General features: G+C 39.4%; 20 protein-coding genes. 8 read left to right on the top strand and 12 right to left on the bottom strand.

Annotated features, from left to right (window positions below; all coding sequences use genetic code 11):
* Positions 1 to 29: 29 nt before the first annotated feature.
* The 4 genes from RB214_RS08740 (at position 30) to RB214_RS08725 (ending at position 6,163) form a co-directional block, all read left to right on the top strand.
* Positions 30 to 842 carry a DUF3025 domain-containing protein gene (locus tag RB214_RS08740; RefSeq protein WP_309166123.1) on the top strand — a complete coding sequence of 271 codons (813 nt, stop codon included), beginning with the start codon at positions 30 to 32 and terminating at the stop codon, positions 840 to 842.
* A complete protein-coding gene (locus RB214_RS08735; protein WP_309166122.1) occupies positions 839 to 1,627 on the top strand; it encodes an ATP-binding cassette domain-containing protein in 789 nt (262 codons plus the stop codon). Before RB214_RS08740 ends, RB214_RS08735 begins: the two co-directional genes overlap by 4 nt.
* Positions 1,620 to 2,828: an ABC transporter permease gene (locus tag RB214_RS08730; protein WP_309168984.1), complete on the top strand. Its 1,209-nt coding sequence runs from the start codon at positions 1,620 to 1,622 to the stop codon at positions 2,826 to 2,828. The genes RB214_RS08735 and RB214_RS08730 overlap by 8 nt, the downstream gene beginning before the upstream one ends.
* A gap of 323 nt (positions 2,829 to 3,151) precedes the next feature.
* Entirely contained in the window at positions 3,152 to 6,163 is a 3,012-nt protein-coding gene (locus RB214_RS08725; protein WP_375144344.1) for an ATP-binding protein, read from the top strand.
* A 19-nt stretch (positions 6,164 to 6,182) separates the two neighbouring features.
* Here RB214_RS08725 and RB214_RS08720 read toward each other — a convergent pair whose 3' ends face one another.
* The 6 genes from RB214_RS08720 to RB214_RS08695 form a co-directional block, all read right to left on the bottom strand.
* Positions 6,183 to 7,028, bottom strand: coding sequence for a UDP-2,3-diacylglucosamine diphosphatase (locus RB214_RS08720; protein ID WP_309166119.1), 846 nt, complete (start codon positions 7,026 to 7,028; stop codon positions 6,183 to 6,185).
* A 234-nt stretch (positions 7,029 to 7,262) separates the two neighbouring features.
* Complete coding sequence (locus tag RB214_RS08715) at positions 7,263 to 8,987, bottom strand: proline--tRNA ligase (RefSeq protein ID WP_309166116.1); 1,725 nt, start codon at positions 8,985 to 8,987, stop codon at positions 7,263 to 7,265.
* A gap of 89 nt (positions 8,988 to 9,076) precedes the next feature.
* Positions 9,077 to 9,781, bottom strand: a complete 705-nt coding sequence (gene tsaA, locus RB214_RS08710) for a tRNA (N6-threonylcarbamoyladenosine(37)-N6)-methyltransferase TrmO (RefSeq protein WP_309166113.1) — start codon at positions 9,779 to 9,781, stop codon at positions 9,077 to 9,079.
* Between the two features lie 213 nt (positions 9,782 to 9,994).
* Positions 9,995 to 10,564 carry an outer membrane beta-barrel protein gene (locus RB214_RS08705; protein ID WP_002961225.1) on the bottom strand — a complete coding sequence of 190 codons (570 nt, stop codon included), beginning with the start codon at positions 10,562 to 10,564 and terminating at the stop codon, positions 9,995 to 9,997.
* Between the two features lie 259 nt (positions 10,565 to 10,823).
* Positions 10,824 to 11,288, bottom strand: a complete 465-nt coding sequence (locus RB214_RS08700) for an acyl-CoA thioesterase (RefSeq protein ID WP_002961226.1) — start codon at positions 11,286 to 11,288, stop codon at positions 10,824 to 10,826.
* 132 nt (positions 11,289 to 11,420) lie between these two features.
* The gene (locus RB214_RS08695) at positions 11,421 to 13,067 is read right to left on the bottom strand and encodes an electron transfer flavoprotein-ubiquinone oxidoreductase (RefSeq protein ID WP_309166107.1); all 1,647 of its coding nucleotides are present in this window, start codon (positions 13,065 to 13,067) and stop codon (positions 11,421 to 11,423) included.
* Between the two features lie 221 nt (positions 13,068 to 13,288).
* On the opposite strand from RB214_RS08695, the gene RB214_RS08690 reads away from it, so the two are divergent.
* The gene (locus tag RB214_RS08690) at positions 13,289 to 14,038 is read left to right on the top strand and encodes an electron transfer flavoprotein subunit beta/FixA family protein (protein ID WP_309166106.1); all 750 of its coding nucleotides are present in this window, start codon (positions 13,289 to 13,291) and stop codon (positions 14,036 to 14,038) included.
* A complete protein-coding gene (locus RB214_RS08685) occupies positions 14,039 to 14,965 on the top strand; it encodes an FAD-binding protein (RefSeq protein ID WP_309166105.1) in 927 nt (308 codons plus the stop codon).
* A gap of 139 nt (positions 14,966 to 15,104) precedes the next feature.
* Here the strand turns inward: RB214_RS08685 and asnS are convergent, their stop codons facing one another.
* Positions 15,105 to 16,502 carry an asparagine--tRNA ligase gene (asnS, locus tag RB214_RS08680; protein ID WP_182695677.1) on the bottom strand — a complete coding sequence of 466 codons (1,398 nt, stop codon included), beginning with the start codon at positions 16,500 to 16,502 and terminating at the stop codon, positions 15,105 to 15,107.
* A 297-nt stretch (positions 16,503 to 16,799) separates the two neighbouring features.
* Here asnS and RB214_RS08675 point away from each other — a divergent pair, with 297 nt between their 5' ends.
* Positions 16,800 to 17,234 (top strand): ATP-binding protein, encoded by a 435-nt coding sequence (locus RB214_RS08675; protein ID WP_002961231.1) that lies wholly within the window; start codon positions 16,800 to 16,802, stop codon positions 17,232 to 17,234.
* Positions 17,235 to 17,323: 89 nt separating this feature from the next.
* On the opposite strand, the gene RB214_RS08670 is transcribed toward RB214_RS08675, so the two are convergent.
* The 5 genes from RB214_RS08670 to bioA all read right to left on the bottom strand — a co-directional run bounded on the left by RB214_RS08670 (position 17,324) and on the right by bioA (position 23,180).
* Positions 17,324 to 18,340 carry an ABC transporter ATP-binding protein gene (locus tag RB214_RS08670; protein WP_309166100.1) on the bottom strand — a complete coding sequence of 339 codons (1,017 nt, stop codon included), beginning with the start codon at positions 18,338 to 18,340 and terminating at the stop codon, positions 17,324 to 17,326.
* A 14-nt stretch (positions 18,341 to 18,354) separates the two neighbouring features.
* Positions 18,355 to 19,854, bottom strand: coding sequence for an iron ABC transporter permease (locus RB214_RS08665; RefSeq protein WP_165744418.1), 1,500 nt, complete (start codon positions 19,852 to 19,854; stop codon positions 18,355 to 18,357).
* Positions 19,854 to 20,894, bottom strand: a complete 1,041-nt coding sequence (locus tag RB214_RS08660; protein WP_096793161.1) for an extracellular solute-binding protein — start codon at positions 20,892 to 20,894, stop codon at positions 19,854 to 19,856. The genes RB214_RS08665 and RB214_RS08660 overlap by 1 nt, the downstream gene beginning before the upstream one ends.
* Positions 20,895 to 21,707, bottom strand: coding sequence for a hypothetical protein (locus tag RB214_RS08655; RefSeq protein WP_154903076.1), 813 nt, complete (start codon positions 21,705 to 21,707; stop codon positions 20,895 to 20,897).
* Positions 21,708 to 21,878: 171 nt separating this feature from the next.
* Complete coding sequence (gene bioA, locus RB214_RS08650; RefSeq protein ID WP_309166094.1) at positions 21,879 to 23,180, bottom strand: adenosylmethionine--8-amino-7-oxononanoate transaminase; 1,302 nt, start codon at positions 23,178 to 23,180, stop codon at positions 21,879 to 21,881.
* Between the two features lie 94 nt (positions 23,181 to 23,274).
* Here bioA and bioB point away from each other — a divergent pair, with 94 nt between their 5' ends.
* Complete coding sequence (gene bioB, locus RB214_RS08645) at positions 23,275 to 24,315, top strand: biotin synthase BioB (protein WP_002961242.1); 1,041 nt, start codon at positions 23,275 to 23,277, stop codon at positions 24,313 to 24,315.
* Positions 24,316 to 24,322 lie beyond the last annotated feature (7 nt).

Raw genomic sequence — 24,322 nt, 5'->3', positions numbered from 1 at the left:
ATTATAGGCATAAATTGTTAAAGGTTTAAATGAAGCGTTTTACTCCCCCCGAGCAGTGGCAAATCAGTAGTTTAGAAACAGGTGCATTTGCGCATTTACGTGAGCTATTTAAAGTTAACGAACTAACAGATTGGCCATCGCCGCAGTGGTTTTCTCCATTTTTAACTGCTATTAATGAGAATAATATTCCTATTACTTTTGAAGATGATGCAAAGGTAGACTTTGGCGAGCGGTATTATGAGCAAGTAATTTTTGAAACAGGTGTTGTACCTACACGCAGTGAAAACTGGCATGACTTATTTGGTGGGTTTATATGGTGTTTATTTCCAAAAACCAAAGCGTTAATAAACCATAGACATGTGCAAGATATAGCTGAGCATGGACTGCAACAGCGTACTAAGCATCGTAATGCACTAACGCTTTTTGATGAGTGTGGTGTTGTATTAGCTATAAGTGAGAGTAAATGGCAGCAGTGGCTTTGCGATCACCAATGGAAAACTGCATTCGTTGAACACAAACATGAGTGGGATAAAACAATAAAACCTTTTATGTTTGGTCATGCTAATTATGAAATGCTAACAAAGCCTTATATAGGTTTAACGGGTAAAGCGTTATTTGTTTGTGTACCTAATGAAATATTTTGTAAAGATTTAGTAACTCAATACCAGTACCTTGACCAAGCCCTTTATGAGATGATTAGTACAGATAACTGCTTAGCCGATAACAAAAAGCTTTCACCACTGCCTTTATTAGGTGTGCCAGGCTGGCATGACGAAAACAAAGACGACTCTTTTTACAACAATACAGATTATTTTAGAGCGAAACGAAGGATGCGAACATGATAGAAGTTGCTGGGCTTAAAAAGAAATTTAAGCTAACTAAAGATCACAAAAAAAATAAAATAGACGACATCGATCCTCGTGAAGATAAAGACTACTTTCACTCAGTACTAGACGTTAGTTTTAGTTGCGCTAAAGGTGAGGTACTTGGATTGCTCGGCCCAAATGGTGCGGGTAAAACAACGACATTGAGAATGATTTCAACCGCGTTAAAGCCAAACGAAGGCTCAATAACGGTTGCCGGAAACAATATCGTAAAAAAACCGCTACTAGGGCGTAAATCAATCGGTTTTTTATCAGGCTCTACGGGGTTGTATGGCCGCTTAACTGTAAAAGAAAACATAGAGTACTTTGCAAAACTTCATGGCATGAACAAAAGCGATATAGCAACGCGTTGTGATGAGCTATTTACATTACTAGATATGCACAAATTTGTAGATAAACGCGCAGAAAACCTATCAACAGGTATGAAGCAAAAAGCAAATATAGCGCGTGCAGTTGTGCATCGCCCAGCAGTTGTTGTGCTTGATGAGCCAACAACGGGTCTCGATATAATGACCACGCAAACCGTTATTAAATTTATTAAGGGTCTAAAGGCGCAAGGGACGCCTGTTATTTTCTCAACCCATCATCTAGATGAAGTTGCTCTTTTGTGCGACCGAGTCGCTGTAATTAACGAAGGTATTAGCTGTTTTGACGGAACAGTAGAAGAGTTTAAACAAGCAGGTAATAGTGATGAGCTTAATCAAGCGTTTATGAATATATTAACGGAGAAGCATGATGTTTGAGGTATTTAAAAAGGAATTAAGAGAGTTATTACGCGATAAAAAAACGCTATTATTTGTAGTCGCGCTCCCTGTTGCTATATTTCCGTTATTGTTTGCCGTAATGGCATTTATAAGCTCGCAAGCTGCAATGGACGCAGAACAAAAAGTAAATACATACGCTATTATTAACGGTGAATACGCACAAGAATTTACTGACAAAGTGTTTTATCACAAAAGTTTTGAGCTTTATAAAGGTGCTAAAACCTTTAATAACATTGAAGAGCTTAAAGCAGGCGTTATAGCTGGCGATATTGATATGGGTATTTATTTACCAAGCCATGCTGAGCAAACTTTAGATAGCGGTGAACAAAGCCAGTGGCAGGTTGTGTTTAACGATTCAAAATCTATCAACTTTTTATTCGAACGCGTTAAAGAGCTCGCAAAAGAATACAGTGACGTGATCCAAACTCAAAAGCTAATCAGTTTTGGTATTGAAGAGTCTGTACAAAAATCTATTCTTAACCCAATTGAAGTAATAAAAGTAGATACAGCCGATAAACGTGAAAACCTAGGCGAAAAAATTGGCGGGCTTTTACCTTACTTACTTATACCACTAGTATTGATGGGGGCAACTTACCCCGCTATTGATTTAGGCGCTGGCGAAAAAGAACGCGGCACGTTAGAAACACTCCTACTTACACCTATTACGCGTACAGAGCTAGTGCTTGGTAAATTTATAACCTTGTTAACTACATCCATTGCCTCCACAACAATAACCGTCTTAAGTATGGGCTGCTGGATAGCACTGGCGCTCGCATTTGCCGATCTTGATTTTATTAAAGCCGCATTTAGTACATTAGCAGTTACCGATTTACTAATGATATTTGTACTATTACTACCTGTTGCAGCTATATTTTCGGCCTTAGCTCTGGCTATATCTATCTATGCTCGCACGTTTAAAGAAGCGCAAAATTATATGGCACCACTTAGTATGGGCGTATTTTTCCCGATTATTATTTCAATAATGCCAAATATGGAACTTACTGCTAAAACAGCATTCATTCCTGTTACAAACGTAGCATTAGCAATTAAAGAAATAGTAAAAGGGACTGTTGATTACACATTTGTAGGCTTAATATTTTTAGCCACTGCAATCATTGCTGCTGGACTATTGGCATTTTGTGTTAAGTGGTTTAACAGAGAAGATGTGCTATTTAGATAATGTACATAAAGGGTTTTAAGAATGTATAAAAGGTAGCAATTGCTACCTTTTATACTTTGAAGCGATTAATAGTAAATACAGCTTATCCGTTAATTTTGTAAGCCAATATTTTCCCACTCATTCATTTAAAATTCACATAAGGTTTGCGCTCTAAATAAAACTAATGATTTAGTCTTTTTATTATAAAAATTATAACGATAACTAATTAGTTAGAGGGTCCAATTCTCCTTTTAATACTCTATACTAATAACAATAAAAATTTATGGTGATGATAAATGTTAAAAAGGAATATTTTTTTGAACGTGACAAAAAATAATAAATTAATGCTCGTTGCAACAATAATATTTGTTCTTATAGCTTTACCATCTCTGTATTTGTTCGATCAAAAAGTAAGAAGTGATGTGTATAATTCAGCTCAAATAGAATTAAAGCGTGAACTTGAAACAAAGAGCTATTCATTAAAAAAACATCTTAAAGACAGTGTTACCGCCATTCGTTTTTTAGATGCTACACCACCAATACAAGGCATTACCCGCGCTAAAGAAAATAAACTAATTGATCCTGTTCTTGGTACGCCAATAGATGTTTGGCAAGAGCGCTTAGCAAGTATTTTTACTGGTTTTATGCAGACCGATGACAGTATTTTGCAAGCTCGCTATATTATGCTCGAAGATGGTGGGCAAGAGATTGTTAGAGTTGACCGAAATCAACTTGGAGAGATTAATCGACTGCAAGGTCTGCAATTACAAAAAAAAGGTCAACGCGATTACATAATCAAAGCAAGCATGCTTGATAAGAAAAGTGTTTATATTTCTCCAATTAACTACAACCGTGAAAATGGACAGATACAAGAACCTTATATAAGCACTTTTCGTGTTGCTAAGCCTGTTTTTGATGAAAATAATAAAATATTTGCAATATTAGTTACTAATTACTTTGCGGATAAATTACTTGAAGATTTAACAGTTGAATCTCCACAAGGGACGCAGGTTTACCTTATGAATAATGAAGGTGAATTTTTATATCATCCAAACCCTCAACTTCGATTCAGTTTTGAATTTAATAAAACTAAAACATGGTCTGAAGAATTCTCTACTGCAACCACCATGACAGAGCAAGGCACTTTACCAATAAGTAATTATCCAGTGGCTTACACTTTAAAAAAACGAATTTCGTTTGAGGGTGATATAGCCATGCTACCTTTAGAGCTTGGTGTAAGTGTTGATACAAAAACATTGTTTGCAAAGGTGAATGAGAGACGTCAAAACTTTATTGCAATGTTAGTGGTATTTTTTAGCATATTTTTAGTTATTGCTTTTTTATACCAACGCTTTATAAACCGTAAGCTGTTAATTAATTCTCTAAAAGAGCAAAACAATAAAGTAATAGAAAATTCTTTGGATGCTATTTTTACAATTGAGCAAAACGGCGAAATTGTTCACTTTAATAATACCGCTAAAGAGGTTTTTGGTAGTTCAATATCAGGCACTAATCCTGATTTTGTCTCGCTGTTTAATTTAAACGACGCAGACACTAATTGTATACAAGAGACTATTACAAACGGTTCAAAAATGCCGTTTGAAGCTATCTACACAGATGGTTATGGCAACAAACAATACTTTTCTATCACGCTTAGTAGTATTTTTGACGTATATAATAACCGTTATCAGGTAGCGGCTATTTTAAGAAATATTAGCTCATTAAAAAATACGCAATCAGAGCTCGAAGCGTTAAACAGTACTCTGGAGCTAAAGGTTTCACAAAGGACCATTGAACTAGAACGTGCAATTGACCAAGCATTAGCAGCAAGCCAAGCAAAAAGTGACTTTGTAGCAAATATCTCTCACGAAATACGCACACCAATGAATGGCGTACTAGGGATGCTTGAAATGCTCAAAGAAGATGGCTTAACCGATCAACAATACCATTATTTAAAACTAGCAAATAGCAGTGCTAATTCATTGATGAATCTGATTAACGATATTCTTGATTTTTCTAAAATAGAAGCAGGTAAGCTTGATATTGATAACCATACATTTGATGTTGTTACTGTATGTAGCGATATGATTAGCTCTTTAGCGTTACAGGGCCAACGCAAAGGTCTTGAAGTATTTTTAGATACTAAAGATGTAGTAGACAGAATGGTTATTGGCGACAGCCATCGACTTAAACAAATTTTAATTAACTTAGTTAATAATGCATTTAAATTTACCCACCGAGGTGAAGTAAGTTTAACTGTCGGTTCTAAGTACATAACTGACTCAAAGTTATTAATGAGCTTTACAATAAAAGATACCGGAATTGGTATAGCGCCTGAAAACATAGACAAACTATTTGAAGTATTTACACAAGAAGACTCAAGCACGACCCGCCATTTTGGTGGTACAGGCTTAGGTTTATCTATATGTAAAAAGCTTGCTCAGTTAATGGGTGGTAATATTACGGTTATTAGTAAAAAGGGTGCTGGTAGTACCTTTACCGCAACGGTTGAGCTACACGTTGCACAAGAGAAAAAATTAAACACAGGTATAGAGCTTGCTACAAGCATTAACGTAGCGGCATTAATAGCGCGCGATAACGTTTATAAAAACGTATGCGACTTATTGTTATTAACCTGCAAAGTAAAAGCAGAAAACATTGTACGACTTGACTACTTTAGTGAGCACAAAGAGTTTGAAGCTGATTTATTATTAATTGATGATGAGCATCCTCAAATTGATGCGTTAATTGATTACTGTAAACAGTTTAATAAAAAGTATGTTTTAATTTTACGAGATATGGTTACAGATAAGCCAATCAAAACGGTATTACCTGAAGGCAGCCATATTTTAAATAAACCACTCACTCAAGATCAATTCAGCTATAAATTGGCCAGCTTATTTGGTGCTAGTAGTGACTGTATTATAGCGCCACCAAAAGGCTTGGAAGAGGAACAAGTAGAGCCTGACCTATCTGCGTATCATGTATTACTAGTTGACGATAATATGATAAACATTGAAGTAGCTAAGGCAATATTAAAACGTACTAAAGTAAAAATCACTTGTGCGTCAGACGGTATAGAAGCCTTAGAAGCACTTAGGCTAAACGAAGAGCAAGCTTTTGATGTTATATTAATGGATTGCCAAATGCCCAATTTAAATGGCTACGATACCACAAGTGAAATTAGAAATAGTAAGGCAGGGGTAGATTATACTCACATACCGATTATCGCTATGACAGCGAGTGCGATGGAAGGTGATAGAGAGCGTTGTTTAGCTGCTGGAATGAACGACTACATTACTAAACCAATTAAACCACAAACTTTAAAAGACAAGCTAATTACTTGGTTAAGTTAATCGTTTTGAAAATCAGCTGCTAGGCAGCTGATTTTTTTGGTTTGGTATTTGTTGACGTATTTAAAGGCGTGTTAAGAATAGCTATGTCTGCGCTATCGAGTATAAATTGTGTATCTGACCAATGTAGTAATTCTATCTTTCCATTTTGCTGCTCTACAAGCGCAGTACAGCTCTCAATCCAATCACCATCGTTACAGTACATAATACCGTCATCCACTTTTATTTTGGGATGGTGAATGTGTCCACAAATAATACCATCTACGTTTTGTTTTTTAGCTTCATGAACTGCAGCATCTTCAAAGGCACTAATCGTTTCTCGTGCTTTGTGTACCCGAGCTTTTATCCATGATGCAAGCGAGTAGTAGTTACCACCAAATATTTTACGTATACGATTGGTCCAGCGATTTAAAAATAATAAAAAGTCGTATCCTGCATCACCCGCAATACTAACAAGTTTGTTATAACGAGTTGCTGAATCAAAGTCGTCGCCGTGTATAAGTAAAAACCGTTTATTAGCTTTAGTGGTGTGAATAAACTGCTGGTGGATTTCAACACCAAATAATGTTTGATTTATATAGTTTCTAAACGCCTCATCATGATTACCGGGAATATAAATGACACGTGTACCGCTAGCTGCTTTTGTCTGTATGCAGTTTAATACTTCATAATGAGAAGGGTGCCAATAAAACTGTCGCTTCATTGACCATAAGTCAATAATATCACCCACTAAATAAAGTGTGTCGGATTCCACCGAGTTTAAAAAATCAAGTAAGTAATCAGCTTTACAATCTTTGTAACCTAAATGAACATCAGATATCCAAATGGCTGGATAATGTTGTTTTTTACGCAGTTGATTGTTTGTCATGCCCGTCATCCATAGTGTAATAATTAAACACTGTAGATAAATCTAATGACACTTATGAGACACTTTAGCGAAGCCTCCATGACAATTTATACCAAGGCACGTAATTAAATGATTTCTACAAAGCTAGGAAAGGTGAGTCATTGAGCAGCTATTATTACGCATTGCTATTAATCGAGCATAAAAAAGGCCGCATTTTAAATGCGGCCTTTTAGTCTATTTTGAGCGTGCGAGTTATTAACCTTTAACAGCCGCTTTAATTGCATCAATTGCAGTGTCAATATCAATCATTAGCTTTTCACCGGTGCGGCGGTTTTTAAGCTCAACTTTATTCTCGTCAAGGTTACGCTCACCAATCACCAGCGTAAATGGTACACCAATTAGCTCCATGTCATTAAACATAACACCAGGGCGCTCTTTACGGTCATCAAATAACACATCAAGACCTGCATCTTTTAAACCCTGGTAAAGGTTATTTGCAATATCAGGAATACGATGCGATTTGTGCATGTTCATTGGAACAATCGCTAAATCGAATGGCGCGATTGATTGTGGCCAAATGATCCCGTATTGATCGTTGTTTTGCTCAATAGCAGCAGCAACAATACGTGAAACACCAATACCGTAACAACCCATGGTCATGGTTTGGTTTTTACCACCTTCGTTTAATACTCCCGCTTTCATTGCTTCTGAGTATTTAGTGCCAAGTTGGAATATATGACCTACTTCAATACCGCGTTTTATTTGTAAAACGCCTTGGCCACATGGGCTCATATCGCCTTCAACAATATTACGAATATCAGCAACTTCGTAATCAGTTACGTCACGATCCCAGTTAATACCGCTGTAGTGCTCGTCGTCTTTATTAGCACCGGCAACAAAATCAGCAAGGATATTAGCGGCTCTATCCACAATAATAGGCATAGATAAGCCCACAGGGCCTAATGAGCCAGGTTTTGCACCAATAGCAGCAATAATATCTACCTCTGTTGCCATTTCAAGCGGAGAGTCTACTAATGGGTGCTTTTCAGCCTTTAATTCATTTAAATCATGATCGCCACGAAGTACAAGCGCCACTAAACCACGTGCATCGTTTTCATCAGGTGCACCGTAAACAATTAAGGTTTTAACACCGCGATGAGGTTTTACACCGTAGTGCTTTTTAAGCTCATTAATTGTTTTAGCGTCAGGAGTAGGGAATGCTTTTAACTCTTTACTTGCTTCTGGGCGTGGAGCGTTTGGCGCTAGTGCTTCTGCTTTTTCAATATTAGCTGCGTAATCACTGCCATCACTAAATGCAATTGCATCTTCGCCTGACTCAGCAAGTACATGAAACTCGTGCGATAAGCTACCACCAATAGACCCAGTATCAGCAAGTACAGGGCGGTAATCAAGGCCTAAACGCTCAAAAATGTTACAGTATGCTTTGTGCATCGCTTGATAAGTCGCATCTAAACACTCTTCACTTAAGTGAAAAGAGTAGGCATCTTTCATTGTAAATTCACGAGCACGCATCACACCAAAGCGAGGGCGGCGTTCGTCACGTACTTTAGTTTGTACTTGATATAAAGTAACTGGTAACTGCTTGTAGCTGCTTATTTCTTTACGTACGAAATCAGTTATTACTTCTTCGTGTGTTGGACCAAGTGCAAACGTACGGTTATGACGGTCTGTGAAGCGCATAAGCTCAGGACCAAATTCATTCCAACGGCCAGACTCTTCCCACAAATCAGCGGGTTGAATAACAGGCATTAGCATTTCAATAGCACCTGCTTTGTCCATCTCTTCGCGTACAATGTTTTCTACTTTACGTAGCACACGTAAACCAGAGGGTAACCAAGTGTATAAACCCGAAGCGACGCGACGGATCATACCGGCTCTAAGCATTAACTGATGCGATACGATTTCAGCATCTGATGGCGTTTCTTTAAGTGTTGCGAGTATATATTGGCTTGTACGCATGTTTTTTCCGAAATAGAGTAATTATGTTCTTTTAATAGAGCTTAAGTTTAACAGCGGATGCTTTTACACTAAAGCGCTAAGTGAGTTATTTAGTTTTTTTCTATGTTTGTTACTACGTTATGCTCGCCATAGACTTGCCAGCGAATATTATAATTGTACAAAGTCATACCATAGCTTTGCTCGCCGTCTTTTTGTTTTTTATAGGCAGGGCGTGGATCTTGTTTTAAAACATTAGCTATAAAATCATGTAAATCTGGGTATTGTGTTTGCGCATTAACAAACTCAATTGCCTGAGGGCTAAATTCAACCGTCATTTGTGTTTCTGGGCGTGTATCTGCAAAGCCAGCACTGGCGTCAAGCATTGCATCTGAATAGGGTAAGTACGGTTTAATATCGATAATGGGTGTGCCATCAAGTAAATCAATGCCAGCGAGTAATAAACTAAGTTGTCCGTTATTATACTCGATACCTTCAAGTTTTACTGCGCTCATACCAATCGCGTTTGGTCTAAATGTAGCGCGGGTAGCAAATACACCTTTTCGCTCATTCCCACCTAAACGAGGTGGGCGCACCATAGCAGAATAACCTTTATCGGCCGTTTCATGAAAACGAAATAACAACCAAATATGAGTAAATTCATCTAAACCACGTACAAACTCTTCGCGATTAAAATCAGGTGCAAAAATAAGTTTTGCCTTGGCTTGTGGCACTAAACGAGGCTGCCTAGGTATAGCAAACTTTTGTTTATAAGGAGATTCAATGTGGCCAATAGCCGAAATGGTATAATCGCTCATAGTACTCGGGTACAAATAAAATAGAGCGCTATTCTACCTGCATTTAGTATTTATGGCATTAGTGTAAGTAAGTTTATTGCTTATAGACCAAGCGGTTCAAAATCATTTATTAGACTGAGTGGTTTATATTTTGTATTAATGTATTTAAAAAGGACCTAAAACAAAAAAGGGCAAGCTCATAAGCTTACCCTTCTCATACATGTTAAAGATTAATTAAAACATGTATTGAACTGATACAGATGCTACATCCATGTCTGGATCAATATCGTCATCAAGTTTGTAGCGTTCGTACTCTAAACGAAACTGTACATTTGTTGTAAGTGCGTATTCAATACCCGCACCGTAAAATGCATCACCACCATCTGTAGAAGCTGTTACACCACCTACTGGTAAATCTTGTGTGTAATCTGCATCCCACTCAAGCCAACCGCCTTTTGCATATACAGAAAAGCTCTCTGTTATTGGGTAGCCCAAACGTGCGGCAAGCGATACGCCATCAATTTCAGCTTTGCTGTCTATATCACTTACTTCATCAAAGTTTTGATAAGCAAGTTCTAAGCTTAGGTATTCGTTAAACTGAGTACCAATATAGCCTTTAAGCATTTGTGCATCGTCGTCAAAGTCAGTGTCGTTGTCACTGTCTTCAAATTCAAAAGAATATTGACCGTAACCGATACCAGTATAAATACGTGGAGAATCGAAATCAGAAATGTCAGCGTGTGCTGCAGAGTTAAAACCCAGTGTTGCTAGTGCAATAGCTGAAAGAGAAAGTGTTTTAATCATTGAATAGCTCCTTTACAAAAAATAATCAAATGCTTGATTTCATTAATCAAACTTCAATTATCTACTTGCAGCGAGCGTGCCAATATTAAAATGGATTAAAAACACGCCATAATTAGTTCTTTTGTATTGGTTTTTACATTTTTTAGCGTGTTTTATAATCAAAGTGAACTTTTGTGTAATCGTGTACTCTAAAACAAGTTGTATGTTTTACATAGTATAATGAGTTTTTTACATTGCCTTACTCTATTTAAATTACTAATTAGACTTCATGAAGCAAGTTTTCTGTTTCAATTGCTATTTCTTTCATTTTTATAGCGTAATTTTCTAATTTAATGTCTTCATCGGTCACTGCTTTAAACGAAGGCACTTCTATTGGGTAGCCCGTTTCATCCATTGCAATAAAGCTGATAACACAATGGTTTGTTTCAACCATATTTTGCGTTTTTGGATCGCCACACCTAACTTGAATAAATATTTGCATGCTACTTCTACCCGTATGGGCAATTTTAGCTTCTACTTCGACTATTTGACCCACTAAAATAGGGCGTCTAAATTTAACACCCGCAACCGAAACAGTTACGCAGTAATGACCACTCCAACCTGCAGCGCACGCATAACCTGCTTGGTCAATCCACTTCATGACGGCCCCACCATGAACTTTACCACCAAAATTCACATCAGTAGGCTCTGCTAAAAAACGAAAAATAACTTTTGACGACGGCATAAATAACACTCTTATTATTAAAACTACTATTAGCATAACGTAAAAAAGGGGCCGAAGCCCCTGCAATTTAGGATATGTTTATAATTTATATGTAAAAAACGTAGTTATATAGCTATACAGCGCATAATTTAGTTACATATTAGGATAATTTGGCCCACCTGCACCTTCAGGTGTTACCCATGTAATGTTTTGGCTTGGGTCTTTAATATCGCAGGTTTTACAGTGCACACAGTTTTGGGCATTAATAACAAACTCTTTATTGCCTGCAATTTCTTGTACTTCGTAAACGCCTGCAGGGCAATAACGTTGTGCGGGTTCATCAAATTTAACTAAATTTACGTTAATAGGAATTGACGCATCTTTAAGCTTTAAATGACACGGCTGTGACTCTTCGTGGTTAGTATTTGATAAAAACACACTTGAGAGTTTATCAAAGCTAAGGTGTCCATCTGGTTTTGGGTATGCAATTTTGTCAGCTGCGTTAGCATCAACAAGGGTAGAGTGATCGGGCGTATTATCTTTAAACGTAAAGGGTAAACCACCATTAAAAATGTTTTGATCAAGAGTATTGTACGCACCACCTAAAAATTTACCGAGTTTGTGCATAGCAGGGCCAAAGTTACGAGATTGATATAACTCTTTATATGCCCATGATTGCTCAAACGCAGTTTGATAATGAGTTAAATTGGTATTTGCTAACTCATTTTGCAATGCTTCAAAAATAACTTCAGCAGCAATCATTCCCGATTTCATTGCAGTGTGATTACCTTTAATTTTTGCAAAATTAAGAGTGCCTGCATCACACCCAACAAGTAAACCACCAGCAAAATGCATTTTTGGTAATGAATGCAAGCCACCTTTAGCAATAGCACGCGCACCGTAAGCAATACGTTCAGCGCCTTCAAGTACGTTTTTAAATACAGGATGGTGCTTCATTCGCTGAAACTCATCAAACGGGCTCAAATGTGGGTTTGAGTAATTTAAATCAACAATTAAACCAACAACAACTTGATTGTTTTCACTGTGATACATAAATGCACCACCATTAGTATCGCCGCTAAGTGGCCAACCTGTACCATGAACTACCTTGCCAAGCTCATGTTTACTTTCATCTATTTGCCAGATTTCTTTAAAGCCTAAACCATAATGCTGCGGTGATGAATCTGCATCAAGTACAAACTCATTGATTAGTTGTTTACCTAAATGACCTCGGCAACCTTCGGCAAAAATAGTGTATTTTGCACGAAGCTCCATGCCTGGCATGTAACCGTCTTTTTCATTACCATCTTTGTCTACACCCATATCGCCAGTAATAATGCCTTTTACTGCTTCATCTTCAATTATTAAAGAGTGTGCGCTAAATCCTGGAAATATCTCTACGCCTAAGCTCTCAGCCTGCTCTGCAAGCCATCGACATACATTGCCCATAGATACAATGTAGTTACCATCATTATGAAATGTTTTTGGTGTAGCAAAGTGGGGGATTGATGTCGCTTTTTGCTCGTTGTTAAACCAATAAATTTCATCGTTAGTTACTTTGGTTGTAACCGGTGCGCCAAGCTCTTGCCAATTAGGTAGTAGTTCATCCAAAGCTTTGGTTTCAAAAACAGCACCAGAGAGTACATGTGCTCCTACTTCAGAACCTTTTTCGACTACGCAAATCATGCACTCTTGTTGTTTTTCTTGTGCTAATTGCGCGAGTTTAATTGCACTTGAAAGCCCAGCAGGGCCTGCACCAACAATTACTACATCAAATTCCATGGTTTCACGTTCGACCATAATAACCTCTTTATCTATGACGGACTTATTTGAATGTTTACTACGCATTTAAATAAGGTGTACAGCCTATTTATAACCTTGCAAATTAAACGTTACAGACTGTGAATAGTTAAAGGTTATTTTAGGTTGACGTTTACGTCAACAGGAAGTAGTCTAATTTCATAAAATAAATAGGTTGACGTGCACGTTACCTTGTAGATTTAAATAATTATGGAGTTCCTATGAAAGTTCTCGTACCAATAAAAAGAGTGATTGATTACAACGTAAAAGCACGCGTTAAAAGTGATAACAGCGACGTTGATTTAACCAACGTTAAAATGGCAATGAACCCGTTTTGTGAGATTGCTATAGAAGAAGCAATTCGCCTTAAAGAAGCCGGTACCGCCACTGAAGTGGTTGCCGTAACTATTGGTCCAAAAGCAGCACAAGAACAATTACGCACAGCATTAGCATTGGGCGCTGACAAAGCCATTCACATCGAAACCGATGAAAAGCTCGAGTCACTTCATATTGCAAAACTACTCGCTAAAATTGTAGAGCAAGAAACGCCTGAACTTGTCATTTTAGGTAAGCAGTCAATTGACTCAGATAATAATCAAACAGGTCAAATGCTTGCTGCATTAACTAATCGCGGGCAGGGTACATTTGCATCAAAAGTAGTTATTGAAAATGGCAAAGTAAACGTAACACGCGAAGTTGATGGCGGGCTGCAAACGGTAGCACTTAATTTACCGGCAGTTGTTACAACTGATTTACGCTTAAATGAGCCTCGCTACGCATCACTGCCAAATATTATGAAAGCCAAACGTAAGCCGCTTGAAGTAATAGCAACAGATTCGCTTGGTGTTGATTTAACACCGCGTATGCAATTAATAAGTGTAGAAGAGCCAGCTAAACGCAACGCAGGAATTATTGTAGAAGACGTAGCGCAGCTTGTAGAAAAATTAAAAACAGAGGCAAAGGTGATTTAAATGAAAACACTCGTAATTGCAGAGCACGACAACGGTGCCTTAAAACCAGAAACCTCAAAAACTATTAACGCCGCAGTAAAAATGGGTTTTCCTATTGATGTACTAATTGCAGGTAACAACTTAAGCGCAATGAGCTCACAAGTGGCCAGCATTGATGGCGTAGCTAATGTTTTGGTTGCCGATAATGTCGTTTATGAACATCAGTTAGCTGAGAGCATGAGCGATTTAGTTTTATCAATTAGCGACAACTACAGCCACATTGTTGCAAGTGCTACTACAACGGGCAAAAACTTTATGCCACGTGTTGCCGCACTATTAGATGTTGCGCAAATTTCTGAAATTATCGCAGTAGTGGACGCCGATACATTTAAACGTCCAATTTACGCAGGTAATGCAATCGCCACGGTTAAATCACTCGACAGTAAAAAAGTAATTACCGTACGTGCCAGTAGCTTCGATTTACAAGGTGAGCAATCAGCTGTTGCTATAACAAGCATTGATACAGTATCAGATTCACAATTAAGCAGCTTTGTAAGTGTTGAGCAAACCGAATCAGAACGCCCTGAGCTTACAGCAGCTAGTGTGGTCATATCGGGTGGTCGCGGTATGCAAAACGGCGAAAACTTTGCATTACTTAATGGTATTGCCGATAAACTAGGTGCAGCTATTGGTGCATCGCGTGCAGCAGTTGATGCAGGCTTTGTACCTAACGACATGCAAGTAGGGCAAACAGGTAAAATTGTAGCACCTAACTTATATATTGCTGTAGGTATCAGCGGTGCTATTCAGCATTTAGCCGGTATGAAAGACTCAAAAGTAATCGTCGCGATAAATAAAGACCCAGACGCACCTATTTTTCAGGTAGCTGACTACGGTTTAGTGGCTGATTTGTTTGAAGTACTGCCACAGTTTGAGAGTGCTTTATAGCCTTTAAATAAACAAACTTATTCTGGTTGAAAGCCGTGGTGCTCTTTGAGTGCTGCGGCTTTTTTATACGGTTAATTCAAGACACAAAAAAACCAGCCAAATGGCTGGTTTTTAGTATTTATAAACGGCTAACTTAGCATTAGTAAGTTGCGCTGCCTTTAGTACGAGGGAAGGCAATAACGTCACGTACGTTGCCCATACCTGTCACATAAGCAACCAAGCGTTCAAAGCCTAAACCAAAGCCTGAATGCGGCACGCTACCGTATTTACGTAAATCGCGGTACCAGCTGTAATCTTCTTTGTTTAAGCCCATTTCTTCTAAGCGTGCATCAAGCACATCAAGGCGTTCTTCACGTTGTGAACCGCCAATGATCTCACCAATACCAGGTGCTACAACGTCCATTGCGGCAACGGTTTTACCGTCTTCGTTTTGGCGCATGTAAAATGCTTTAATGTCACGTGGGTAGTTTTTAATAACTACTGGTGCTTTAAAGTGTTCTTCTGCTAAGTAACGCTCGTGCTCAGACTGTAAATCTACGCCCCATTCAACAGCGTACTCAAACTTTTTACCACATGTTTTAAGAATTTCTACAGCGTCTGTGTAGTCAACTTGTGCAAAGTCTTTATCTACAAATTCTTCTAAACGCGTAATTGCAGTTTTTTCTACACGTTGTGCAAAAAATTCCATGTCATCACGACGCTCTTCAAGTACGGCTTTAAACACATACTTAAGCATATTTTCAGCAAGTTTTGCGATGTCTTCTAAATCAGCAAATGCAACTTCTGGCTCTACCATCCAAAATTCTGCAAGGTGGCGAGATGTATTTGAATTCTCTGCACGGAATGTTGGGCCAAACGTGTAAATTTTTGACATTGCAGACGCGTAAGTTTCGCCATTTAACTGGCCAGATACAGTAAGGAATGCTTCTTTACCAAAGAAATCTTCGCTGTAATCAACTTCGCCTTTATCTGTAAGCGGTAAGTTTTGCATATCAAGCGTAGATACACGGAACATTTCGCCAGCGCCTTCACAGTCACTTGCTGTAATAATTGGCGTGCTGATCCAGTAAAAGCCTTGCTCGTGGTAAAAACGGTGAATAGCTTGTGCTAAACAGTTACGTACACGAGTTACCGCGCCAATCATATTTGTACGAGGGCGAAGGTGAGCGTGCTCACGTAAGTACTCAATGCTGTGGCGCTTTGCCGACATTGGGTATGAATCTGGGTTTTCTACCCAACCTAACACAGTCACTGAGTTAGCTTGAATTTCGTAAGATTGACCTTGGCCAGCAGATTGAACTAAAACACCAGTAACCGACACAGAACAACCGGCTGTTAAGCTAGTAACTTCATCATAATTATTCAGTGAATTAGGAACTACCGCTTGAATAGGATCAAAACACGAACCGTCATGAACGGCTAAAAATGAAATTCCTGCTTTTGAATCGCGGCGAGTACGGATCCAGCCCTTAATTGTTACTTGGCTGTCTACCGCAACATTGCCTTTTAATAGCTCTGAAATCGCTAAATGGCTCATCTTCACTCCAATGATATAAGTTGCCTAACTATTTTATTTTAACTGTGCGCAACACTCGGGCATAAATTGCACATAAACGGCGCTGCACTTGAACCCTGTATCTTACCTAGTAAAGTTAAATAAAAAAACTATTGTGGGCAACTCTTTAAAAGTTTTTATGCATGCGGTTTATTTTTAAACAGTTTTTAGAGTTTAATTGCCACTATTATGATTTGTTGCTCTGAAATTTAATGATTTTGTGGCATTATTAACATCCAAACTAAATTAATATTTATTCACCCTTAAAAAATCGATGCTATGAAACAAGTTTTTATTTTACGAGGACTACCAGGAAGTGGTAAGTCTTACTACGCGCAAAGCCTTGCTGACGAATTAGGTGGAGCCGACGAAAGTCAGTATCTAATTTGCTCAACTGATGATTACTTTAATAATGAGCAGGGCGAATATCATTTTGATAAATTTAAGTTACCACAATTTCATAATTTAAATTTGGCGCGCTTTATAAATGCACTTGCTCAAGGCATTCCATTGGTGATTGTAGATAACACCAATATTAAAAAGTGGGAATTTATAGCTTACTCTCAAGCTGCCGTTGCTTTAGGTTATCAAGTAAAAGAAGTGATAGTGGGTGAAGTAAAAGACAAAGCTATGCAGCACCTATACGCTAAACGAAACTCACATAATGTGCCGCTAAAAACTATAAGCAAAATGGCCTACATGTTTGAGTGGTAGTGCTTCGAGTTTAGTTAGTAACATACATAGCAATACCTATTAAAAAGCCCATATATGGGCTTTTTTGGTTTATGTAAGTTACAAGGTAATTAAGCTTTTTGTTTATAAACCGCTAATGGGTGCGAGGTACTTAGTGATACATGCACTTCGTCGCCAGGGTTTACCACAACTTCATGGCTTACTCGGCTAGTTACAACCGTAGAGCACGCAAGTTTTACAGCGCACAAGCGGCTGCCACCTTCAAAACGTACCCAAATTACTTCGCCGTTATTGCCAACACTGCTTTGTACAAGTAACACATCGTCTGGTCGAAGTAGTACATCAACGTCGCCACTTTCACAGTCAACGCCATGAGCGGGCGCATTACCAATTGAGGTAGTGGCTTGTCCTTGGCTAAATTGGCCGCTAATAAAGCTGGCTTCACCTAAAAAGCGTGCCACAAAGCGATTGTTTGGGGTACTAAAACAGCGCTCGGGTGAATCGATTTGCTGAATTTTGCCGTCTTTAAGCACACCAACGCGGTCGCCAACTGAGAGTGCTTCTTCTTGGTCGTGTGTTACCCAAATCGCCGGTACGCCAGCGGCTTTAAGTGCGTTTCTAATATCCCAACGAAGCATGTCTTTAAGGGCGGCATCTAAGTTTGAAAGCGGCTCATCAAGTAATACAAAGTCAGGTTGGTGGGCAAGGGTACGCGCAAGTGCAACGCGTTGCTTTTGTCCGCCAGAAAGCGTTGCTGGTTTTTTATCTCTAAAATCGCTCAGCCCAAGTAGGTTTATCCAATACTCAGCAGGGGCTGTATCTCTTAATCTAAAGCAAATGTTTTGCTGTACGGTTAAGTGCGGAAATAAAGCAAAATCTTGAAATACCATGCCTACACTGCGTTTTTCAGGAGGTAGTGTTAATTTGGGAGTGGCGCGCCATTTACCCGTGTTTATTTCGCCTTCGCTAATAGGTATAAGGCCAGCAAGGGCTTGTAAAATTGTACTTTTACCACAACCTGTTGGCCCTACAAGCATAAGGATTTCGTTTTCACCCAGCGAAAAGTTTAAATCGCTTACTACGCGGTTACTGCCATAATCTATAGACAACTGACTTACAGATAGCATTGTTTCTTAAATCCTTAATGTTCAAACTGGTTGCGTTTTTCGCCAGACATCATAATAGCTAACCCGCAGGCAGATATCACTACTAACAATAATCCAGGAATAGCGGCGCGACCAAAATAGCCCGCTTCGTATACACGCCATAAATAAGTAGAGAGGGTTTCAAACCCTGTAGGACCAAGTAGTAGCGTGGCTTCGAGTTCGCGCATTGACTCTAAAAACACCAGTGCTGCACCGGCAATAATACCACGCATTGTTAAAGGCAGTGTTATACGAGTAAATACTTCACGTGGGCTTGCCCCTAATACGCGCGCAGACTTTACTAAGCTTGGATCTAAGTGTTCGGTGCTTGTTCTAACAGAGCCTACAGCAAGTGGTAAAAATCGCAGCGTATAAGCAATAATAAGCAATCCCAGTGTTTGATATAAAAACGGCAACTGCAAACCACCGTAAACAAGCGCTGTGCCCATTACTATACCCGGAATACCAAAACCAAAGTAAGTAACACGCTCCATTATACGACCCGCTTTTCCACTCAGTGCGGCATGTGCAACGGGGATCGCAACGATAACGGCTACAATTGCCGCAATACCCGATGCATACGTAGAGTTCCATGCAATATTAAAATCAAATGAGCTAAAACCATCGCGAGCTAACCAAAGCGAAAATATAGCCAAAGGCAAGCCAATAGCGAGTAGTAAAACAGGTGCAAACGTAACAAACATCGCACTTAATTGTAATTTACTTGGAAATAAAATTAACGGGCGACCATGGCGCTCAGGTGCTGTTTTTATTTGTGATTCAACTAAAAGTAAAAAACCGACAATAACCATCAGCTGAAGTGAAAGCATTGCAGCGCGTCCTAATGCAAAGGCATTGTATTCAACGTAAATTACGCGAGTAAAGGTATCTAAGCGCATCATTGCGGGCGTACCAAAGTCAGATAACGTATAAAGCGCGACTAACAATGAGCCTGCTGCAATACCGTTAACTACGCGCGGTAATATAACTTTAAATATACTTTGCGTCATCGACATGCCCAGCGTACGCGCAGCGTTAACCATGCTCGCGTCAAGGCTCAGTAGGGATGAGCGAGTTGTCATCATTACAAACGGGAAGGTATAAAGTGTCATTACAATGGCGGCACCTGTTAGGCCATACATAGATGGTGTTTCTATTCCTGTTAAGGTGTTTATTTCGCCACCGGGGCCAAAAGCAGCATAAAGTGTAAATGCGCCAATATAACTGGGAATTGCCAGTGGGGCTGCAAATACAACCAGCCAGAGCTTTTTAAATGGTAAATGCACATACGCGCTAATAAACGCCAGTGGCACACCAATTAAAATAGATCCGAGTACCGTTAAACCCATTAACGATAACGTGTTACCTAAAATTTGCAGGTTGTGGGTGTCAAACACTGAGCTTGCATCGCTTGCAAGCACAATTAATACATAAACAGGGGTAAGCGCAACAAGCGCTGCAAGCAGCGCCATTGGATAAGAGGCAGGTATTTTCATTACAATACGCCGCTGCTTCGCATCAAATCTATAGTAGGGCGTAAATCAGCTAGCTGTGTTAAATCTACTTTAGGTGGAGAAATATTAGCAAGTGACGGTAAACCCTCAGGTTGGGTAATACCATTTACTAACGGAATTTCGTACGCTTCACTGGCTAAGTAACCTTGTACTTCTTTACTTAGTAAGTAACGCATAAAGTTAGTTGCAAGCGGATCGTCGTTAAGCGCTAATACACCCGATGCATTAACTAAACAGCCCGCATCATTTTGTGTAAATGCTAAATCTAGCTTGGCATCAGGTTTACCTGATTTTAAACGCAAAGTGTAATAGTGATTAGCAAAACCAATATCAACTTCACCGCGTTCAACGCCCATAACAACACCTAGCTCGCCGGCGTATGTTTTAGCACGTTTTTGAATCTTTTTAAGCCACTTAGCGGTTTTGTCATCGCCTTCTAAGATTCGCATTGCGGTTACAAACGATTGAAAAGAAGCGTAGGCGGGCGCCCAGCCAATACTTAAATCGCTGTCGGCAATTTCCATAATACTTGTTGGAATTTGATCTTTAGTCAAACGCGACGTGTTATATGGCAATGTACGAATACGGCCAGTTACAGGTGCCCACTCTTTATATCTAAATTGTGGTTGTAACTGAGCAGATAAATCACCTGGGATAGGTTGTGCAAGGCCAGCATCGGTTACTAAACCAATTGCGCCTGAATCAACTGCCCAAAATAAATCAGCGCGGCGAACGCCAGCTTTAGCTTCTGCAACAATAGTATTTGCTAAAGCAGCAGTAGGACCTCGGCGTATACCGAGTTTAAAGTCTGGATTTTTTTTCTGGATTGCTTGTAATACGTTTTCATACAAACCACCTTCGCCTCGGCCTAAATAAAGCGTTAACTCGCCTTTAAGCTTTGGTAAATCGTCAACAGAAACAGGGTTTGCTATATCAGCGGCTAGCGCACGAGAAAGAGGCAGTGGCAATGAGCCAACCACCCCTAACGCGGCTAGGCCTTGAATAAAGGTCCTACGCTTCACTTAAAATACATCCTTACGTGCTTTTTCGGCTTTTTCTATTAAAACCTTAGCGCGGTCTAATTTTGTTTGCATATCACTGATCACATCGCGTACTTCGTCTACGCTTTTGCTGTTTGTAATGGCTTGTGGCAGTGTTACGTTAAAGTCTTTTTCCAGCACTTCAACTAGTTTTGCATCTTGTTCAATAAGAGTACCTTCAACGCCTTCAAACAGGTGTAGATAAGTATCGTGAACAATTTCAGTTGCTTCGTCTCGTAAACGCTCAGCAAATTTAGCTACTACACGGTCTAATTTGTGCTTAATTTCATCAATTGTGGCACTTTGTGTCATTTGAGTTGTAGCGGTTGCTTTTACAGTGTCTAACAAGCCTTTTTGCTGGAATTTTGCAGCAAGCTTAACAGCCCCAAGGCCTTGCCACAAGGCTATGTTCATCGCTTTTTGCTGTTTGCGAACTTCCTCAGCAGGCTCTTTATTATCAATGGCCATTTTTACGCCATAAAGACCCTGCCAAATAGAAGCGTATACTGGTACAAAGTTAGTTTCTATTGCACTGTGAAACTTAACTGATTCCCAATATTCAATTAAATCATCAGTTTTTACAGATTTTGCGCCTTTAGTATCGTAGTCGCTTACCATGGTATCAACTTTGCCTACCATCCATTCTACTTCTTCTGCGTAACTTTTAAGGTTAGCTTGAAGATGATTAACATGCTCGCCAATAGGGCCGTTAGCTAATACTGGTTGAGCCATAAACGCCGAGGCTAGTAACAGGCTTGCACCTAAAGTTTTGGCTGGTTTAAATAGTAATTTCATAGCAAAGAAGTCCAAAAAGGTAATTGTAAATGATAGACATTATCATATAGCTAATGGTTAACGAGATCAATAACTACAAACTCGCTTAATAGATAAAAACACTAAATGTAGCGGTAGGTTACAGCAAATAGCGCTATAACCTGTATTAGGATTAGTTATTGAGACCGGCTATTAAGCGTAATGCTTGCCTTTAATGGCATTATAAATGGCATCACACAGTGTTTTTATACTGGTGTCATCACTTATATACGGTGGCATAAGGTAAATTAGTTTACCGAATGGGCGTATCCATACACCTTGCTCTACAAAATAAGCCTGAATTTTAGCAACATCAACATTGCAAGCAGCCTCGTTTAGTTCAACAACGCCTATTGCACCTAAGGTACGTACATTGGCAACCGCTTCTAGTTCACTGCATTTATTAAGTTGTTGTAGTTGGGTATTTATTTGCTTTATTCGTTGTTGCCAGTTTTGTTCAAGTAATAAATCAATACTTGCGCAGGCTGCAGCACAGGCAAGCGGATTACCCATAAAAGTGGGGCCGTGCATTAAAACACCTGCTTCACCTTCGCTAATGCCAATGGCTATTTTATCGCTAGTGATAGTGGCCGATAGCGTCATTGAGCCGCCAGTTAATGCTTTACCAATACACATTACATCTGGCTCTATATTGGCGTGCTCTACAGCAAATAATTTACCTGTACGGCCAAAGCCTGTGGCAATTTCGTCGCAAATTAGCAGTACGTTATATTGGGTGCACAATTTACGAACGCAGGCTAAATAATCAGGGTGATAAAAGTTCATACCACCTGCGTTTTGTACAATAGGCTCAATGATAAAGGCGGCTACTTGGCGGTGGTTTGCTTTAAAGTATTCTTCAAGCTCTTGGGCTTCAGTTTGGTTAAACTCGCTCCCAAATTGACTAACCGGTGCAGGCACAAATACGTGTTCAGGTAAAAATCCTGAATACAAACTATGCATTGAGTTAACTGGGTCGCATACGCTCATGGCTGCAAAGGTGTCGCCATGGTAGCCCTTGTAAGGTGTCATTAATTTTTGTTTTGTTGTAATACCTTGGCTTAACCAATATTGCAGCGCCATTTTTATTGCGACTTCAACACTTACCGATCCGCTGTCGGCTAAAAACACTTTAGTTAAACTAGGCGGCGTTATATTTACTATTTTTTTGCACAGCTCTACCGCGCTGTTATGCGTAATACCGCCAAACATAATGTGGCTCATACAGTTGATTTGTTCAATCATGGCGTTATTTATAACAGGGTGGTTATAGCCATGTATTGCGCTCCACCACGAGGCCATGCCATCGATTAATTGCTCGCCAGTTTCGAGGTGAATAATATTGTGATTAGCATGTGTAACGGGGTATACCGGAATTGGCTTGGTCATAGACGTATATGGATGCCAAATGTGCTCACGATCAAAATCAAGGTCAATCGTATTCTTTTTAATCATATGTAAACTTTAACTTGGTGGGCTTCGTTGACAATGGTACTTCAACTCGTAGACTAAGCCAATATCACCGTTATGAAAAAAATAAGAGAGTATTATGGAACTTGCACCTGTTCGTCACGATTGGACCCACGCTGAAGTTAAAGCATTATTTGAAATGCCATTTAACGATTTACTTTTTAAAGCCGCATCGGTTCACCGTGCTAACTTCAACCCAAATGAAGTGCAAATTTCTACGTTGTTATCAATTAAAACGGGCGCTTGCCCAGAAGACTGTAAGTACTGTCCGCAGTCGGGGCATTACCGAACAGATTTAGAACGCGAACGCTTAATAGAAGTAGAAAAAGTAGTAGAGCAAGCACGCCTTGCAAAACAAAAAGGCGCTACCCGTTTTTGTATGGGGGCTGCATGGTCAGATCCAAAAGACAGAGATATGCCATACATTTCGCAAATGGTTAAAGAAGTAAAAGAGCTAGGGCTCGAAACCTGTATGACGCTAGGTAAACTCACAAACGAAAAAGCCCATGAGCTTAGAGACGCAGGGCTTGATTACTACAATCATAACCTTGACACGTCACCTGAGTATTACGAGCAAATTATATCAACCCGTACTTTTCAAGATAGATTAAATACCATTGACCACGTACGCGATGCCGGTATGAAAGTATGCTCAGGCGGAATAGTTGGTATGGGCGAGCAAGCAAGCGACCGCTTTGGACTACTTATGCAACTAGCTAATTTGCCACAACAGCCAGAAAGCGTGCCTATTAATATGCTCGTTAAAGTTAAAGGCACACCGCTTGAAAACGTAGACGATTTAGATCACTTTGAATTTATACGTACCATAGCAACAGCGCGCATTATGATGCCACACAGTTATGTACGTTTATCGGCAGGGCGCAACGCCATGAACGAGCAAATGCAGTCTATGTGCTTTTTTGCAGGCGCTAACTCAATATTTTATGGCGATAAGCTACTTACCACCGAAAACCCAGACGCTGATGCCGATATGAACCTAATTAAAAAATTAGGTATGAACCCAGAAAAACGTCACGACTATTCAGACGAAGCAGTTGAAGCCTCGCTTTCATCGCAAGTAGCCGACAAAGCAACCTCTGAATTGTTTTACGAAGCGTAGGCTTATA

The organism is Pseudoalteromonas sp. HL-AS1 (assembly GCF_031198785.1).
Classification (GTDB): domain Bacteria; phylum Pseudomonadota; class Gammaproteobacteria; order Enterobacterales; family Alteromonadaceae; genus Pseudoalteromonas; species Pseudoalteromonas distincta.
Note: the sequence above shows the minus strand (reverse complement) of the source record. Positions and strands in the feature narration are given on the sequence as shown.

Excerpts from the sequence above, each read along its gene's own strand:
- RB214_RS08740 (WP_309166123.1), top strand. The coding sequence starts at position 30 with ATGAAGCGTTTTACTCCCCCCGAGCAGTGGCAAATCAGTAGTTTAGAA.
- RB214_RS08735 (WP_309166122.1), top strand. The coding sequence starts at position 839 with ATGATAGAAGTTGCTGGGCTTAAAAAGAAATTTAAGCTAACTAAAGAT.
- RB214_RS08730 (WP_309168984.1), top strand. The coding sequence starts at position 1,620 with ATGTTTGAGGTATTTAAAAAGGAATTAAGAGAGTTATTACGCGATAAA.
- RB214_RS08725 (WP_375144344.1), top strand. The coding sequence starts at position 3,152 with ATGCTCGTTGCAACAATAATATTTGTTCTTATAGCTTTACCATCTCTG.
- RB214_RS08720 (WP_309166119.1), bottom strand. The coding sequence starts at position 7,028 with ATGACAAACAATCAACTGCGTAAAAAACAACATTATCCAGCCATTTGG.
- RB214_RS08715 (WP_309166116.1), bottom strand. The coding sequence starts at position 8,987 with ATGCGTACAAGCCAATATATACTCGCAACACTTAAAGAAACGCCATCA.
- tsaA (WP_309166113.1), bottom strand. The coding sequence starts at position 9,781 with ATGAGCGATTATACCATTTCGGCTATTGGCCACATTGAATCTCCTTAT.
- RB214_RS08705 (WP_002961225.1), bottom strand. The coding sequence starts at position 10,564 with ATGATTAAAACACTTTCTCTTTCAGCTATTGCACTAGCAACACTGGGT.
- RB214_RS08700 (WP_002961226.1), bottom strand. The coding sequence starts at position 11,288 with ATGCCGTCGTCAAAAGTTATTTTTCGTTTTTTAGCAGAGCCTACTGAT.
- RB214_RS08695 (WP_309166107.1), bottom strand. The coding sequence starts at position 13,067 with ATGGTCGAACGTGAAACCATGGAATTTGATGTAGTAATTGTTGGTGCA.
- RB214_RS08690 (WP_309166106.1), top strand. The coding sequence starts at position 13,289 with ATGAAAGTTCTCGTACCAATAAAAAGAGTGATTGATTACAACGTAAAA.
- RB214_RS08685 (WP_309166105.1), top strand. The coding sequence starts at position 14,039 with ATGAAAACACTCGTAATTGCAGAGCACGACAACGGTGCCTTAAAACCA.
- asnS (WP_182695677.1), bottom strand. The coding sequence starts at position 16,502 with ATGAGCCATTTAGCGATTTCAGAGCTATTAAAAGGCAATGTTGCGGTA.
- RB214_RS08675 (WP_002961231.1), top strand. The coding sequence starts at position 16,800 with ATGAAACAAGTTTTTATTTTACGAGGACTACCAGGAAGTGGTAAGTCT.
- RB214_RS08670 (WP_309166100.1), bottom strand. The coding sequence starts at position 18,340 with ATGCTATCTGTAAGTCAGTTGTCTATAGATTATGGCAGTAACCGCGTA.
- RB214_RS08665 (WP_165744418.1), bottom strand. The coding sequence starts at position 19,854 with ATGAAAATACCTGCCTCTTATCCAATGGCGCTGCTTGCAGCGCTTGTT.
- RB214_RS08655 (WP_154903076.1), bottom strand. The coding sequence starts at position 21,707 with ATGAAATTACTATTTAAACCAGCCAAAACTTTAGGTGCAAGCCTGTTA.
- bioA (WP_309166094.1), bottom strand. The coding sequence starts at position 23,180 with ATGATTAAAAAGAATACGATTGACCTTGATTTTGATCGTGAGCACATT.
- bioB (WP_002961242.1), top strand. The coding sequence starts at position 23,275 with ATGGAACTTGCACCTGTTCGTCACGATTGGACCCACGCTGAAGTTAAA.